This window comes from Bacillota bacterium, from assembly GCA_023511455.1.
Taxonomy (GTDB): Bacteria; Armatimonadota; HRBIN16; order HRBIN16; family HRBIN16; genus HRBIN16.
This window is the reverse complement of sequence record JAIMBJ010000003.1, coordinates 220,246-236,359: the sequence shown is the minus strand read 5'-3', so window position 1 is coordinate 236,359 and position 16,114 is coordinate 220,246. Positions and strand designations below refer to the sequence as shown.

Annotated in this window: 12 protein-coding genes and 1 pseudogene; 11 read left to right on the top strand and 2 right to left on the bottom strand. The window is 59.1% G+C overall.

The features are described from left to right. Positions 1-65: 65 nt before the first annotated feature. The 10 genes and pseudogenes from K6U75_03565 (at position 66) to K6U75_03520 (ending at position 13,064) form a co-directional block, all read left to right on the top strand. Positions 66-1,019, top strand: a complete 954-nt coding sequence (locus K6U75_03565) for a PhnD/SsuA/transferrin family substrate-binding protein (protein MCL6474118.1) — start codon at positions 66-68, stop codon at positions 1,017-1,019. Further along, positions 1,016-3,163 (top strand): response regulator, encoded by a 2,148-nt coding sequence (locus K6U75_03560; protein MCL6474117.1) that lies wholly within the window; start codon positions 1,016-1,018, stop codon positions 3,161-3,163. Before K6U75_03565 ends, K6U75_03560 begins: the two co-directional genes overlap by 4 nt. 195 nt (positions 3,164-3,358) lie before the next feature. Next, positions 3,359-4,399 (top strand): Gfo/Idh/MocA family oxidoreductase, encoded by a 1,041-nt coding sequence (locus tag K6U75_03555; GenBank protein ID MCL6474116.1) that lies wholly within the window; start codon positions 3,359-3,361, stop codon positions 4,397-4,399. A 59-nt stretch (positions 4,400-4,458) separates the two neighbouring features. Beyond that, a pseudogene (locus K6U75_03550) lies at positions 4,459-6,149 on the top strand (transcriptional regulator). Between the two features lie 198 nt (positions 6,150-6,347). After that, positions 6,348-6,503, top strand: coding sequence for a hypothetical protein (locus tag K6U75_03545; GenBank protein MCL6474115.1), 156 nt, complete (start codon positions 6,348-6,350; stop codon positions 6,501-6,503). After that, on the top strand, positions 6,500-7,654 hold the full coding sequence (locus K6U75_03540) for a hypothetical protein (GenBank protein MCL6474114.1): 1,155 nt from the start codon (positions 6,500-6,502) through the stop codon (positions 7,652-7,654). Before K6U75_03545 ends, K6U75_03540 begins: the two co-directional genes overlap by 4 nt. A 185-nt stretch (positions 7,655-7,839) precedes the next feature. After that, positions 7,840-8,961, top strand: coding sequence for a glycoside hydrolase family 27 protein (locus tag K6U75_03535; protein ID MCL6474113.1), 1,122 nt, complete (start codon positions 7,840-7,842; stop codon positions 8,959-8,961). 16 nt (positions 8,962-8,977) lie between these two features. After that, positions 8,978-11,398: an alpha-L-rhamnosidase gene (locus tag K6U75_03530; GenBank protein ID MCL6474112.1), complete on the top strand. Its 2,421-nt coding sequence runs from the start codon at positions 8,978-8,980 to the stop codon at positions 11,396-11,398. Further along, positions 11,395-12,597, top strand: a complete 1,203-nt coding sequence (locus tag K6U75_03525; protein ID MCL6474111.1) for a hypothetical protein — start codon at positions 11,395-11,397, stop codon at positions 12,595-12,597. The genes K6U75_03530 and K6U75_03525 overlap by 4 nt, the downstream gene beginning before the upstream one ends. 257 nt (positions 12,598-12,854) lie before the next feature. Further along, entirely contained in the window at positions 12,855-13,064 is a 210-nt protein-coding gene (locus K6U75_03520) for a hypothetical protein (protein MCL6474110.1), read from the top strand. A gap of 49 nt (positions 13,065-13,113) precedes the next feature. Here K6U75_03520 and K6U75_03515 read toward each other — a convergent pair whose 3' ends face one another. Both K6U75_03515 and accD read right to left on the bottom strand, forming a co-directional pair. After that, positions 13,114-14,076 carry an acetyl-CoA carboxylase carboxyltransferase subunit alpha gene (locus tag K6U75_03515; protein ID MCL6474109.1) on the bottom strand — a complete coding sequence of 321 codons (963 nt, stop codon included), beginning with the start codon at positions 14,074-14,076 and terminating at the stop codon, positions 13,114-13,116. Positions 14,077-14,081: 5 nt separating this feature from the next. Then, on the bottom strand, positions 14,082-14,915 hold the full coding sequence (accD, locus tag K6U75_03510; protein MCL6474108.1) for an acetyl-CoA carboxylase, carboxyltransferase subunit beta: 834 nt from the start codon (positions 14,913-14,915) through the stop codon (positions 14,082-14,084). An 86-nt stretch (positions 14,916-15,001) separates the two neighbouring features. Here accD and pheA point away from each other — a divergent pair, with 86 nt between their 5' ends. Beyond that, positions 15,002-16,063 (top strand): prephenate dehydratase, encoded by a 1,062-nt coding sequence (pheA, locus tag K6U75_03505; GenBank protein ID MCL6474107.1) that lies wholly within the window; start codon positions 15,002-15,004, stop codon positions 16,061-16,063. Positions 16,064-16,114 lie beyond the last annotated feature (51 nt).

The following is a 16,114-nucleotide window of genomic DNA, read 5'->3' as shown; positions in this document are numbered from 1 at the left end:
TCCCCGCATCTTGCTACCGCCTTGTTTATCTAGACGAACGCCTCTTTTTGTGGAACAATTTAGGTATGAAAAGCATGCGGGCATGTCTGACAATCGGCGTAGCGGCGGCACTGCTACTGACAGGGTGCCACTGTCAGCCGCCAGTCGGCACCGCTTTCGTGTCGCTTGCCAACGAACCTACGTCTAACGACCCCACCCAGCCAACCATCCGGCTCGCTGTCACGGCAGCGTTTATCTCGGATGCAGGCGTCGGCGTGTACGAGAAACTGGTGCGCTATTTGGAGCAGGAAACAGGCTACTCTATCAAACTGGTGAGTGGCTTTTCTTACCGAACCGTAGATGCGATGCTCACGACGGGCGACATCGATATCGCGTGCGTATGCGGACTGCCGTATGTCCTGTCACGCGAGTTGCCTCAGCCCCCAACCCGCCTGATGGCAGTGCCTATCCCGTTGGAACCGCGCTACAAGGGCAGACCCATCTACTACTCGGATGTCATCGTGCGTGCGGATAGCCCCTATCGGTGCATAGAGGAGCTGAAGGGGCGCGTCTGGGCATACAACGACGAGCTTTCTAACTCGGGCTACAACCTGCCGCGCGCGTTCCTGATTCGGAAGGGGTTGGAAAAGGGTCACCTGGGCAAAATTATCCGCACCGGGTCGCATGAGGAGTCGATACGTGCTGTTGCGACAGGCGCGGCGGATGTGTCGGCGGTCGACTCGCTGGTGCTGGACTTCGAGCGTTTTCGCGGCAGCGAGTACGCCCGCAAGTTGCGTGTTATCCACTCGCTGGGCCCTGCGGGTATTGTGCCTGTCGTGGCGTCGCGGAAGATGGATCCGAAACGGTTCGAGGTCGTGCAACGCGCCCTGCTAGAGATGCACACGACGCCTACAGGCAGGGCTATTCTGCGAGAGGCGCGCCTGTTGCGGTTCGAGACTGCCGACGACCGGCTCTATGACAGCATCCGAGAAGCCTTAGAACTTGCGCGTAGCACCGGATGCATGGGACTGCAACGATGACACGACGGTTCTACAAGGCAAATTACGCGATTGCTGCACTGGCGGCGGTGGCGACGGGGTTCATGTGTTGGCAATCGCTGACGCACAAACGGTCGCGTCAGATGGAACTGCTGCTCACACTGCAATCCCGCACGCACAGGTTTGAGTATCATTCGCTGCAGACCATGTCCGCGCTGGTGCTCAAGGACTGGAAAACTTGTCTGCGGGCGAAGGACGAGGCAGATGCCCAGGCAGTTCTGGTGGAGCAACTGTATGCGGTGCTGCAACACGGCGGTTGGGTCAAAGCAGGCACGGTAGAGTATGTGCCGCCGCTGCGCGCCGCCGAGGCACAACGGCATCTCAACGACGCCCACACGCAGTGGTTGGAGGTCAAGCGGCATATGGTGCGCGCGATCCGCGCTGATGTCGAAACCTTTAGCCAGAATAACTTCTTACACGAGGCGAGCCTGTTGAGCGAGAAACTCAACCGCTCCTTGAAGCAAGCTGTTCGTGCGGAAGCGGCGTTAGCTGAGCGTGAGAACTTGCACCTCGCATGGGCAAGCTGGGTCAGTGTGGGCTTGCTGGTGCTGGTACTACTCTTATTTCAGAACGCCGTGCGCTTGCATCGCCATTCCGATTCGGTGCGCCACGCAGTAGAACGACGCCTCTTCATCAGCCAGCAACTATCTCAGCAGAAACCGTTCGAGACACGCCTGCAAGAGACTGTACAGTTTCTTTGGCAGGCGCATAGCAAACATATTGCTTTTGTGGAGTTATCTGTCAAATGCGGCGACGACTCACTCGCCGTCTGTGCAGGCGACCCTGAATCGAGAGCAAAGCACATGTTAGAATTCCCGATGCAGGCGCAGGCGCAAGCTGTCGGCACGCTCCGGATGCTGTTGGTTGGTGCCCCGAGTGCCGACTTTTACGAGGAGATGGAATCTATCTCCTCCATGATTGGGCTGACGGTACTGCAAGAGACGGCGCAGCGTCAGGCACAGAAACTGGCGCAAGCGAAATCGGAGTTCCTCGCGAAGATGAGTCACGAGATTCGCACTCCGCTAAACGGCGTCATCGCAGCAGCAGACCTGCTGGCGTCGACGTCCATCAACGACGAGCAGCGCGATCTGCTCAACACTATCACACTCAGTGCTAAGGCTCTGCTGGAGATTATCAACGACCTTTTGGACTTCTCCAAGATCGAGGCGGGGCGGATGGTGCTGGAGACGCTGCCCTTTGTGCCTGCCACGCTGGTGGAGGAGGTGGTGTCTATGATGGGTCCCACGGCGCAGTCGAAAGGGCTAACGCTACGCTCCGAGTCGGATTGGTCACTTCCCCAAAGGATCGCTGGCGACCCACTGCGCCTGCGCCAAATCCTGCTGAACTTGGTCGGCAACGCCATCAAGTTCACCGCGAGCGGAGAGGTTGTCCTTCGGGCGACGCGCCTCGAAAACGGCGATGGAGAAACAGTTTGGCTCTGTTTCGAGGTTCAGGATACAGGGGTGGGCATCCCGCCTGAGAGGCAAGCGGATATTTTTGATGCCTTCATACAAGCCAATGGCTGCATTACGCGCCAATACGGGGGCACAGGTCTGGGGTTAGCCATCTGCAAGCGTCTGGTAGAACTGATGGGCGGTCGCATCGGGGTCGAGAGCCAACCTGATCAGGGAAGTCGTTTCTGGTTCGAAGTGCCGCTCCTCCTTTTGCAAGAGAGCGCACCCGAGCGAATGGATGCTCAGCAGGTAGGCTCTGCCGAAAGCAGCCCAACCTTACACGGTGTTCGAGTACTGCTCGTGGAAGACAACCCTGTGAACCAGAAGGTGGCGATTCCCCTGCTTCAGAAGCTGGGCTGCGTTGTAGAACTGGCGCAGGACGGTCGGCAGGCGTTGGACAAGTTGGAGAATGCATCCTACGACATTGTGCTGATGGATATGCAAATGCCTGTGATGGACGGTCTAACCGCCACGCGCCTGCTGCGCCAAGCGGAACAACAGACGGGCAGACATCAGATTGTGATTGCGCTCATAGCTAACGCGATGCAGTCCGATCGCGACCAGTGCCTCGCTGCAGGCATGGACGATTACATGAGCAAGCCGCTCACGTTGGACGTGCTCCAGTCAACACTACACCGTTGGACGGCAAGCGACGCCAAACGCGCGGCATGATTTTGATTTGAGCAAAGGTAGCGTTGCACCAATCGTATGGAAGGAGCGTAGTGTAGCGAGGCAGTGGAAGCGTGCTGTGACTCTTTCACTGTGCCACAGCTGGCTACACCCGATGCCCGATACCCCACTGCGCGCGGTCGGTAGAAAGGAGATCCCACCGCCCGCATCGTAAACTCGTGCAGGGGGGGTGAGTCGATGCGCACGTTGCGATTTGCCATTTTCGGCACCGGTTTCTGGTCACGATACCAGCTGGCGGGCTGGAAGGAGCTGCAGGGCGTGGAGTGCGTGGCGCTATACAACCGCACCCGTTCCAAAGCCGAAGCGCTGGCGGCTCAGTTCGGTGTGCCTGCCGTTTATGATGACGCCGAGCGACTGCTGCAGAACGAACAGACAGACTTCTTCGACATCATCACCGACGTCAACACCCACGCCCAGTTCGTTTCCCTCGCAGCGAAATACCGCAAGGCGGTCATCTGCCAGAAGCCAATGGCGCCCGGTTTGCCAACCGCGCGGCAGATGGTGGAAACGTGCAAACAGGCAGGGGTGCCCTTCTTCATCCACGAAAACTGGCGATGGCAGACGCCCATCCGCGAGGCGAAAAAGGTGCTGGACAGCGGCGTGATTGGCATGCCGTTTCGCGCCCGGGTGACGTTCAGCAACAGCTTCCCCGTCTTCGACAACCAGCCCTTCCTGCGCGAACTGGAACAGTTCATCCTCACCGACATCGGCAGCCACATTCTGGATACCGCACGCTTCCTCTTTGGCGAGGCGGAGAACCTGTACTGCCAGATTCGGCGAGTGAACCCCACCATTCGAGGCGAGGACGTGGCGACGGTGATGATGCGTATGGGGGAAGGCACCACCGTCGTCTGCGAGATGAGCTACGCCAGCCGCACCGAACACGAGCGGTTTCCCCAGACCTTCCTCTTTGTCGAGGGCGAGAAGGGTTCTCTGGAGCTCGCTACGGACTACTGGCTCCGGGTTACTACCGCCGAGGGCACCCTGTCGCGTCGCGTTCCCCCACCCCGTTATAGCTGGGCAGACCCTGCGTACGATGTGGTGCACTCCAGTATCGTACCCTGCAACGCCAATCTGCTGCACGCCTTGCAGACAGGTACCCTGCCCGAAACCCACGCCGAGGATAACCTGAGAACGATGGAGCTGGTGTTCGCCAGTTACGAATCGGCGGAGAAGGACGCAACGATTCATCTGGAGCAGTACCGATTGCGGACGTGAAATCACGAGTCCTAACAAATCCGAACCCAAAATGCGATACAGACAGAGAGGCGAGGAAGGTGAAAGAGAAGCTGTTAGAGCTTATAGCGCTGCCATTCGAAACAGAATGGTTAGAATTCAAAGAGGCAAAGAACGATTTCGACTTTAACGAACTGGGTAGATACTTTTCTGCACTCAGCAATGCCGCGCGCTTGCACGGTGTTGACGCCGGGTGGCTTATTTTCGGCGTAACCAACACCCCTCCAAGACAGGTGGTGGGTACAGGCTACTGCCATCAACCGCCAGGGCTTGAGAAGCGTAAGCAACAGATTGCACAACACACGAACCACCGACTGACATTTCGACACATCCACGATATACTTGTAGACGGCAAGCGCGTGTTGATGTTCGAGATACCACCTGCTATTCCCGGCACTCCCACGACATGGGACGGGATAGCCTATGGACGTTCGCATGACCGACTTGAGCCACTCAGACTGGACCAAATCGATCAGATTCGGCGCTCCGCGACGTACGAGGATTGGTCAGCTGAAAAATGTCCCTCTGCCTCTGTGCAAGACCTCGATACGGAAGCGATCGCTTTCGCGCGCAAACAGTATCTAAGGAGAAACCAGCACCTGCTATCGGAAGCATCGCAATGGAGTGACGAGACCTTTCTTCACAAAGCAAAAGTCCTGCATGATGGTAGGGTCACTCGGGCAGCGATTATCCTGTTAGGCAAGCCAGAATCCGTAACTCATTTGACTCCTGCCGCGGTACGAATTTCCTGGATCTTGCGCGATGATCGGGGTATAGAACAGGACTTCGCCCATTTCGAACCACCGATTCTGCTCGCCGTGGACAAAGTTTTTGCCAAGATCCGGAACGTTACCTACCGTTACCTGCCTGATTCTACTCTTTTTCCAACAGAGTTCACGCAGTATGACCCGTGGGTTATCCGCGAGGTATTGCATAACGCCATCGCCCATCAGGACTATACGAAAGGGGGACACATCAACATCGTAGAGTTGCCTGATAGCCTGCTCGTTACAAACATGGGTAGTTTCCTGCCTGGTAGCGTAGAGGCTGTCATTCGCCAAGATGCACCACCCAGCGTCTATCGCAATCGCGTGCTTGCCGAAGCGATGGTGAACTTCAATATGATCGATACTATACTATAGGAAGCGGAATAAAGCGCATATTTAACAAGCAACGTGAGCGGTTTTTCCCCATGCCCGATTACGACTTGAGCCAGCCAGAGCGCGTCTCGGTGCGCATCTTTGGCAGGGTACTGGACGAGCGATACACCCGCCTGCTAATAGAGCGAACCGATTTAAGCCTTTGGGAGGTTATCGCCCTCGACAAGGTTCAGAAAGGTAAGCCCCTCACGGACGACGAATTCCAAATGCTGAAGAAAAAGAGACTAATAGAAGGGCGGCGACCGAACCTTTTCGTGTCCGCCAGTATAGCCGCAGCCACTGAGACGCGCGCAGATTATATCAAGCGGCGCAGGCTTGACAAAAAGCACTACATGCGATTAGTGCAGGAATATCTGGTGCAGTTTGGAGTCGCAACGCGAATGGACATTGAAAACCTTTTGATGGATAAACTCTCGGAGGTTCTCAACAATGACCAGAAACGCAACTTCATCATGAACCTGCTCCAGGAGATGCGGCGAGAAGGGATAATACGCCCCGTAGAGGGAAAACGGGGACGAGGCGCACGCTGGGAATTATGTAAACAACGTGATGATGAGCGAAGAATATGTTAATATGCCCGACATCGACAAGCGGGTTGTTACTGAGTCTACTGCAAATAGGACACAACATACAGGGTAATGTTTCGGAAGATAGTCAATATCTTGTATCAGGACTTTGAGGTCGTTCACGACAGAATTACATAAGTTATTCAAAATTTCGAGATTTATGCAATTTCTCTATGCAATAGGGAAACCGGAGAACCTTTCTCCATGAGAATCCTCCTCATCAGTGGGACGGGGCTCATCAGCACGGCGATGACGCGCCAGCTTCTGGAGAAGGGAATGGATGTCACTCTCTTCCATCGTGGCAAAACGCCGCCGCGTTTCGCAGAGGGTGCAAACTTCCTGTCGCGAGCCGACAAATGACCGACGAACTCATTGAGAAAATACACTACCTGACCGAGACCGCCCGCAAGCTCCTGCAGGGATGCCAGGTTACGGCGCGGGACGGCACGGTGCTGTACACCCCCGATGGTCGGGGCAACTACGCCGCGCTGTGGACGCGCGACTTCGCCTACATGGTGGAGCACACTGCTGACCTGATGCCCATCGGGCATGTCGAAGCCTGCATCCGCTACCTGATCAAAGGGCAGCGGGAGGACGGCGCAGTACCCGACCGCGTGCGCCCGGATGGCGTGGCGGTGTATGTGGCTGGACCCGAAGAGAACTCCCTCGGCGAGCCTAATCTGGATAACCCCATGTTTCTGGTAATCGCCGCCGATGTTGCTCTGCAGCGCGCCACAACAGCCAGACGTAAAGCGCTGTTCGCCGAGTGGTCGCCTCCGCTGGACAGAGGTATGGATTGGGTCCCTCGCAGTCCGCAGGGGCTGGTGTTCAATAACCCGGAGAAGCCCCACTCGCCCTACGGCTTCACCGATACGGTACGCAAGACCGGTGAGCTGCTGATGGAATCGCTGCTGTACTGGACCGCGTGCCGGCGTATGGCGCGATGGCATCGGCAGTTGGGCGAAAGGCGTCGCGAAGACGAGTATCTTCAGCGCGCCCGGCGTATCGAACAGAACCTGAACCGGCTCTGGGACGAGAGGTCAGGCGCATTCCTTGCCGCCAGCGTAGATTGCAGGCAGGTGGATATCTGGGGCAATGCTTACGCCCTCGCGGTGGGTTTCCCGCTGGGCAAACGCAAAAGCACGGTGCAACAGACGCTGGTGCACCGCTACGCAGATTACATGTGGAAAGGGCAGGTGCGCCACCTGTATCGTGGTGAATACTGGGAGCGACTGCTCATCCCCGTGCCGCGCGACCGCTATCAAAACGGCGCGTACTGGGCGACCGCCTCCGGCTGGGTCATGCAGGCGATACACCCTGTGAATCCGCAGCTGGCGGTGCGCACCTTTGACGAACTGATAGCGGATTTCCAGCAGAACGGAGTGTACGAGTGCGTCCACCCCGAGTACCGGCAGCTGGAGAGCTACGTGGTCAGCGCATGCAATCCGCTCGGTGCCGCGCGGCAGCTATGGGGCAAGCGCACTGCCCACGATGTCCGTCAGGCAACCTGAGTCATAGATTCCGCTATGGAGTTCGTGCCGTGTGCCTTATAGCGTAAGGCTACCGCCGAGCCGCCAGACAATCAGAGGTTCACCCGCTACAAGATCGCCTCAGCAACTCTCGATGCAGGTAATCCGCTATTCCGCTTCGAAACCAAACTCAACCAATAATCCTGTGGCAACGAGGAGAAGAAACGATGCTTGCACCGACACCCCCAATGGGATGGAATAGCTGGAATACCTTTGGTGCAGATATCCACGAGGAGCTGATTCGGCAGGTCGCCGATACCTTCGTGGAAGCGGGCTTAAAGGAAGCGGGTTATACCTACGTGGTGATTGACGACCTCTGGGAAGCAGATGAGCGTGATGAAAAAGGACGCCTTGTCCCCGACCCCAAAAAGTTCCCCGGCGGCATGAAGGCGCTGGCGGACTACGTGCACAGTAAGGGACTGAAGTTCGGCATCTACTCGTGCGCTGGCACGCACACCTGCGCGGGCAAACCTGCCAGCTACGGCTATGAGGAGATCGATGCGCAGACCTTCGCCGAGTGGGGCGTGGACTTCTTGAAATACGACTTCTGCTACAAGCCCGCAGGCGTGGATGGGCCCTCGCTGTACCGGCGCATGGGACAGGCTTTGCGTGCCACCGGACGCCCTATCGTTTTCAGCCTGTGCGAGTGGGGCACTAACGAGCCGTGGAAGTGGGGCGCCAGCGTTGGCGGGCACATGTGGCGCACCACGGGCGACATTAACGACTCGTGGGAGAGTATCGAGCAAATCGGCTTTAGCCAGAACGGTCTGGAGGCGTACGCCGGTCCCGACCACTGGAACGACCCTGACATGCTGGTTGTCGGCATGTACGGCAAGGGCAACGTGGCGCGGGGCGGCTGTACCGATAGCGAGTACCGCGTACACTTTGCATTGTGGTGCCTGCTTGCCGCGCCGCTGATGATTGGGTGCGATGTGCGCCACATGAACACCTTCACCCACCAGCTGCTGACCCACAAGGGGTTGATTGCTATCAATCAGGACCCGCTCGGGCGGCAGGGCTTCCGCGTGGGACAGGAGTGGGAACACTTTGAGACGTGGATGAAACCGCTGGCGGACGGTTCCATCGCTGTGGGGCTGTTCAACCGCCACAAGGATTGGCGACGGGTGATTACCGCGCCCTGGGAGTCGCTGGGTCTTCATGACCGTCGCCCCTGCCGCGTGCAGAACGTCATCACCGGCGAGGACTATGGCGTGTACACCCGCTTCTTCGGCGCACCCGTGGACCCGCACGATGTGGTAGTGGTTAAAATCACACCGGTGAAGGATTGAGGGTGAGGAGACAGCCATGCGCGTTTCTATTGAGGCATATCCCTTCGCGGAGCAGACCAAAGACCGCCCTTGGGACGAGAGAGGCATCTGGCGAGCCCGCTGGATAGCCCATCCCGAACCGCCTGAACCGCCATACGTGCTCGCCTTCCGCAACCGCTTCCGCGCGGAACGTGAGGAGACGGTACGCATACACGTCTCCGCCGATGAACGCTACGAGCTGTATCTGGACGGTGAGCGCATCGGCAGGGGACCCGAGCGCGGCGACCGTCATCACTGGTTCTTCGAGACTTACGACCTGCCGCTCACCCGTGGCGAGCATGTGCTGGTAGCGCGGGTGTGGGTGTTGGGGGAGCTCGCTCCCATTGCCCAGATGACCCTGCGCCCGCAGGGCTTCGTGCTTTGCCCACAGCAGCCCGAATGGGACAACGCGCTCGCAACCGGTGTTGCCGGGTGGGAGGTGAAGCGGTTGCGGGGCTTCAACCCCTTCTCGGCGTTTGGCGGCTGGTTCACCGGCGCGACGTTACACGTGGACGGCAATCTGGTGGAATGGGGCTTCGAGCGCGGCGAAGGCGAGGGATGGTTGCCCGCCCGGGCGTTGCAGCCCGCCATCTCCATGCATCGCGGCGACCGCCTGCCCGAACACGTGCTGCAACCCGCCACCCTGCCTCCAATGATGGAGCGCGCATGGCAGAACGCCCGGGTGCGTTTCGTGGCAAAACTCGAATCCGACAGCACCGCCCAAATCCCCATCCGCTTGTCCGAACATCTCGCCGGGGAGGCGGAGGGCTGGCAGCACCTGCTGGAGGGAAAGTCGGCTCTCACCATCGCTCCGCAGTCGGCGCGACGGGTGATCATCGACCTGCAGGACTACGTGTGCGCCTATCCGGAGGTGGTGCTGAGCGGGGGTAAAGGAGCGTCGGTGCGCATCCACTGGCAGGAGGCGTTGTATGAAGACCCGCGCGGCAGCGTCAAGGGCAACCGCGACGAGATCGACGGCAAGTATTTCTGCATGGTATGGCACCTGAAGGATGGCTTCGGAGATACCTTCGTCACCGATGGCGGCAGAGGACGACGGTTCGACAGTCACTGGTGGCGGGCAGGACGTTATGTGGAGGTGGTGGTGCGCACGGCGGACGAGCCTTTGACCATCGATAGCCTGCGCTTTCTGGAAACACGCTACCCGATGGAACCGGAAAGCACCTTCACTGCCGACGACCCGCGTATCGCCCCCATCACCCGCGTCAGTGTACGTGCCTGGCAGATGTGCGCCCACGAGACGTATATGGACTGTCCCTTCTTCGAGCAGCTGATGTACGTGGGCGACACGCGCCTGCAGGTGCTGGTGACCTACGCCCTCACCCGCGATGACCGCCTGCCGCGCAAGGCGCTGCTGATGTTCGACTCGTCGCGCATTAACATCGGCATCACGCAGTCGCGCTATCCATCCCGCTGGGAGCAGGTCATCCCGCCCTTCTCGCTGTGGTGGGTGGCAATGGTGTTCGACTACGCGATGTGGCGTGATGACCTGCGCTTCGTGCGGGAAAGGATGCCCGGCGTGCGCAGTGTGATGGAAGCGCATCTCGCGCATCTCAGCCAGGAGGGACTGTTCCGCTGCCTCGACGGCTGGAACTACGCCGACTGGGTAGGCAGCTGGCGCAACGGCATCCCGCCGGCTACCGAAGGAATCTCCGGCGTGCACCACTGGCATCTGGTCTACACGCTCAACCTGTGGGCGCAACTGGAAAACATGGTCGGCGAGCCGGAACTGGCACAACGCGCCCTACGCCTGCGCGACCGGCTGGCAGAAGTGGCTGTCAACGCGTTCTGGAACGAGCAGCGGGGGCTGTTCGCGGATGACCTGTCGCACCAGCACTTCTCGGAGCACACACAATGCCTTGCCATCCTGAGCGGCTGCCTGCCGCCGGAGCGACAGGCGCGTCTCGCCCAGACGCTGACACAATCGAACAACCTGGCAAAGACCACCATCTACTTCTCGCATTACCTGTTCGAGACCCTGCGCGTGCTGAAACGCCCGGACCTGATTCTGCAACGCCTGGACGAGTGGTACCGGCTGACCCAAAACGGCCTCAAGACCACCATCGAATCGCCCGAACCCACACGCTCGGACTGCCATGCGTGGGGGGCGCATCCAGTCTTTCACTTCTACGCCAGCCTTCTGGGCATCCGCCCCGCCGCGCCCAGCTTCGCACAGGTAACGATTGAGCCGCAGCTGGGTCATCTGACCCGGGCGGAGGGCAGGCTGGTGCATCCGCGCGGCGAAATCTCCGTGCGTTGCCAGCGCGATGGCAAGACTCTGCAGGTGGAAGTGCTCCTGCCGGAAGGAGTCACTGGCACGCTGGTGGCTGGAGAGACCCGCACGCCTGTACCGGAGGGCTACAGTGGGCACGAGGTTCCGACAGGAGGCGGAGGCAGATGACCACCATACAGAAAACACCGCACGGCTACACCCTTCTGCGCCACGGGGAGGAGTTCTTCATCAAGGGCGCAGTGGGAAACCGTTTTCTGGAGCGGCTGGCACAGGCAGGAGGCAACTCCATCCGTGCCAGCGTGAACGACCTGGATCAAGCATATGCGCTTGGGCTGACGGTGCTGGCGAACCTGCCCTTTGGCAAGCCGCGCTGGGGGTTCGATTACACCGACCGCACCGCTGTCGCCAGACAGCTGGACGACCTGCGCCAGACGGTACAGCGGTTCAGAGACCACCCTGCCCTGCTGATGTGGGCTATCGGCAACGAGCTGGAGATATGGACAACACCCGAACAGCGCGTTCCGCTGTGGCAGGCGGTTAACGAAGCAGCGCAGATGATTCACGAGGTGGACGGCAAGCATCCCGTTATTACGCCCGTTGGCTGCGATTACCGGCATCTGTTATGGGAGATAGACGAGCTGTGTCCCGCACTGGATGCTATCGGCATCAACGCCTATCAGGATATGCTGACCCTGCCCGAAGACCTGCGCCAGCTGCGCTGGTCGCGTCCGTATGTGGTTACCGAATTCGGTCCGCGTGGGCACTGGCAGGTTATCAAGACGCCATGGGGAATGCCGATTGAGGATAGCAGCACCCACAAGGCGGAGTTCTACCGCCGCGCCTACCAGCACGCCGTTTTGAATCGTCCCCAATGTCTGGGGGCATACGTGTTTCACTGGAGCTTCCATCACGAGAAAACGCACACGTGGTACGGGATGTTTCTGGAGGACGGCAGTCCTACCGAAGCGGTGGAGGTGATGCAGTATTTCTGGAGCGGTTCGTATCCCCCGAACCGCTGCCCACGCATCCAGAACCTGTGGGTAGAGCATCAAAATACCCGACAGAGTGTGTACGCCATCCTTGACGCGGGCGCACAGGTGCACGCTACGGTGCAGGCAGATGACCCTGATGGCGACACCCTGACCATTCGCTGGGAACTGCGTCCAGATGTGGCAGACAACCCCAACGTCGGCGGTGACCGCGAAGAGCCGGTGCAGCCGATAGATGGCGCGATACTGTCTTCTGAAGGTTACCGCGCGGTCGTGCAGCTACCGGAGTCGGCAGGGAAGTACCGCCTGTTCGTGTACGTATACGACCCTGCGGGCAACGCCGCGACCGCGAACATGCCTGTTTGGACAAAAGCGTAATCGCCAGATTACGAGTTTCGTAAGATTTTTTTGAAAATCTGCGTGGAACAGTTGACTTTCACACCAAAGTTTGTTACAATACCATACGTAGTCGGGTAGCAGGAACGCACAGGCGTTCTGCGCTTGCTGTTTTTGGTTGCTTTCCGGTTCGCGCAGAAAGGGACCAACTGCAGACGAAACATGGGAACAGTCATGCAGCGCGTTCCCAGATGCTGGTCATGCTGCAACGTGACTGTATTCGAGGGGGGACACCAGCAATGTGGCAGCGACCGGAAAACGACCAGTTTGTAGAAGAGCTCTTCCTCGCGGGAGAGCGCGTTGCTCCAGGCGTGTACAGGCAGGTAGGCAGTGACAGGGTAATACGGTTAGAGAAAGAGGACGTTCTGCCTGCGAGCTGTGACGGACATGTCGCTTGCTATGTGCGTATCCAGAACTTATGGTCGCAGATTCAGGCGATGCACACGTAGAGAAGGTTAACAGAAGGTGGAGCCGACGGTGTTGCCGTCGGCTCTTTTGCTACTCCAGAGCGCTTTGCCAAACGCCCAGGTTACGATACCGCTCGTAACGGCTTTCGCGCAGTTTGCTCACCGCCATCTTCTGCAGTGGCGGCAAATGCCTGAGCAACGCCTCCTTCACAATCTGTGCCGCCGCCAGCGGGTCGCGATGTGCCCCGCCCAGCGGCTCTTCAATCACCTCGTCCACCACGCCAAAGCGCAGCGCATCGTGAGCGGTGAGCTTCAATGCCTCTGCCGCCTCAGGAGCACGCTTGGGGTCGCGCCACAGAATGGCCGCGCAGCCCTCGGGCGGGATGACCGAGTAGATAGCGTATTCCTGCATCAACACGCGGTCTGCAACGGCAATGCCCAGCGCGCCGCCGCTACCCCCCTCCCCGATGACCACCGACACGATGGGCACTTTCAGGGCAATCATCTCGCGCAGGTTGCGAGCGATGGCTTCGCTGATGCCCCGGCTCTCCGATTCCACTCCCGGGTCTGCAGCGGGGGTGTCCACAAAAGTAATCACCGGCCGCCCGAACTTTTCCGCCAGATGCATCAACCGAAGCGCTTTCCGATAGCCCTCCGGCTTCGCCATGCCGAAGTTACGTCGCTGACGCTCCTTGAGGTCGCGCCCCTTCTGCTGTCCGATCACCATCACCGGTTTCTCGTTGAGCCATGCCATGCCCCCGATGATGGCACCGTCATCGCCGAACTGCCGGTCGCCGTGCAGCTCGATGAAGTCGTCGAAAATCACCCGGATATAGTCCAGCGTGTAGGGTCGCTGCGGATGGCGTGCCAGCAAAGTGCGGTCCCAGGGCGTCAGGTTGTGAAATATCTCTCGCAGCAGCCGCTCGCGGTCTCGCTCGAGCGCGGCAATCTCCTCGCTTTTGTCGATCCCCTGCTCCGCCGTGATGCGCTTCAGTGCCTCGATGTTGGCGTCCAGCTCGGCGATTGGCTTTTCGAAGTCCAGAACCGTTCGCACCTCTTCTACCCCCCTGTGAAAAAACGAAGCACCCTGTGAAGCGTGTGTTTCAGCTCCTTGCGCGGCACCACGATGTCCACCATGCCATGCTCCAGCTGGAACTCCGCCGTCTGGAAGTTGGGCGGCGGTTTCACCACTTGCGCCTGTTGCGCCACCCTTTGCCCGGCGAACCCGATGAGCGCGCCCGGCTCGGCGATGACCACATCGCCCACCGAAGCGTAGCTTGCCAGCACCCCTGCCATCGTGGGGTCGGTCAGCACACTGACAAAGGGTATTCCCGCCTCATGCAGTCGCGCCGCGGCTGCGCAGGTCTTCGCCATCTGCATCAGCGAGAGCAAGCCTTCCTGCATCCGCGCCCCGCCAGATGTGGAGCAGGTCACTATCGGAAGCCGCTGTTCCAGGGCGTATTCCATCGCCCGTGCTACTTTTTCACCCACCGCGCTGCCCATACTGCCGCCCATGAAGGCGAAGTCCGCCACTGCCAGCACAATCGGAATGCCCGACAGCGTGCAGGTTCCACTGACCATCGCTTCCGGCAGTCCCGAGTTTGCCCTGCCTTTGCTCAGTTTGTCCGCATATTCGGGGAAGCCCAGCGGGTCGGCGGAAACCACCTCGGCGTCCCGCTCCACAAAACTGTCCGGGTCTGCCAGCAGTGCGATGCGCTCGCGAGCAGAAAGCCGATGGTGATGTCCGCAGCGCGGACAAACCTTCAGGTTCCTTTCGAAGTCGCGGGCAAACAGAATCTGCTGACACCCGTTGCATTTCACCCACGCATCGTTCATCTCATCCATCGCCACCCTTTCCGCCGGGCTTCGCCTTGCGAACCATCCCCTTTGCATCTGCTCAGTCCTCCTTCAGGCAGGATTAGCGCAGCCTTAAACCGAAATCTGCCCCAACAAAACATCCGCGCAGGGGTGATGTGTCTGTGACTTTGCACGACCTCCGTAAAGAGATTGACCAGATAGACGAGCAAATCCTGCAGCTGCTGAACCGACGGGCGGAGCTGGCACAGCAGATTGGCAAGATGAAGATGCGCTCGCGCACGCAGTTCTTCACGCCCGAACGGGAACAGCAGATATACCGTCGCCTGAGCCAGATCAACAGGGGACCGCTTTCCAACCAGCAACTGCGCGCCATCTTCCGGGAGATTATCTCCGCGGCGCGCGCTCTGGAGAAGCCTCTGGTCATCGCTTACTGGGGACCACCGGGCACCTTCAGCCACCAGGCAGGCGTTACCAAGTTCGGCACCAGCTGCGAGTTCGTGCCGGTAGACTCCATTCAGGACGTTTTCCACGAGGTGGAACGTTCGAGCGCGGACTATGGTGTGGTGCCGGTGGAAAACTCCACGGCCGGCGTCATCCCCGAAACTTTAGATCAGTTCGTGCACACCAACCTGAAAATCTGTTCGGAGCTGTACGTGCCTATTGCCTACTATCTGGTATCGCTCACCACTCTGGAGAACGTGAAGCGGGTGTACACAGGCGCACAGCCCCGCGAGCAGTGCAAACAATGGCTGCGCCAGCACTTACCCGGCATTGAAATCGTCGAAGTCTCCACCACCGCTCGCGCGGCAGAGATGGCGAAAGAGGACCCCGAATCCGCGGCGGTCACCAACGCCCTTGCGGCGCAGATGTATGACGTGCCCATCATCTGCGAACACATTGAAGACAACCCGCATAACCGCACCCGATTCCTGATTATCGGCTACAATGAGCCCGAGCCGACCGGTAAAGATAAAACCTCGCTACTGTTCTCGGTACACAACCGCCCGGGCGCGCTGTTCCGTGCGATGGCGGCGTTCGAGATGTACAACGTGAACATGACCATGATCGAGAGTCGCCCGACCAAACTTGTGCCGGGCGAGTATATCTTCTATGTGGACGTTCAGGGACACATCAGGGATGCCCCCGTCGCCAAGGCGCTGACGGCGCTGCGAGAGAGAAGCCTTTATGTGACCGTGCTGGGCTCTTATCCGGAGGCGGAGTAGCACGACGTACGGTTTTTTCGCGCAGAAAGTCCCAAAAAGCAGGATTCTGGC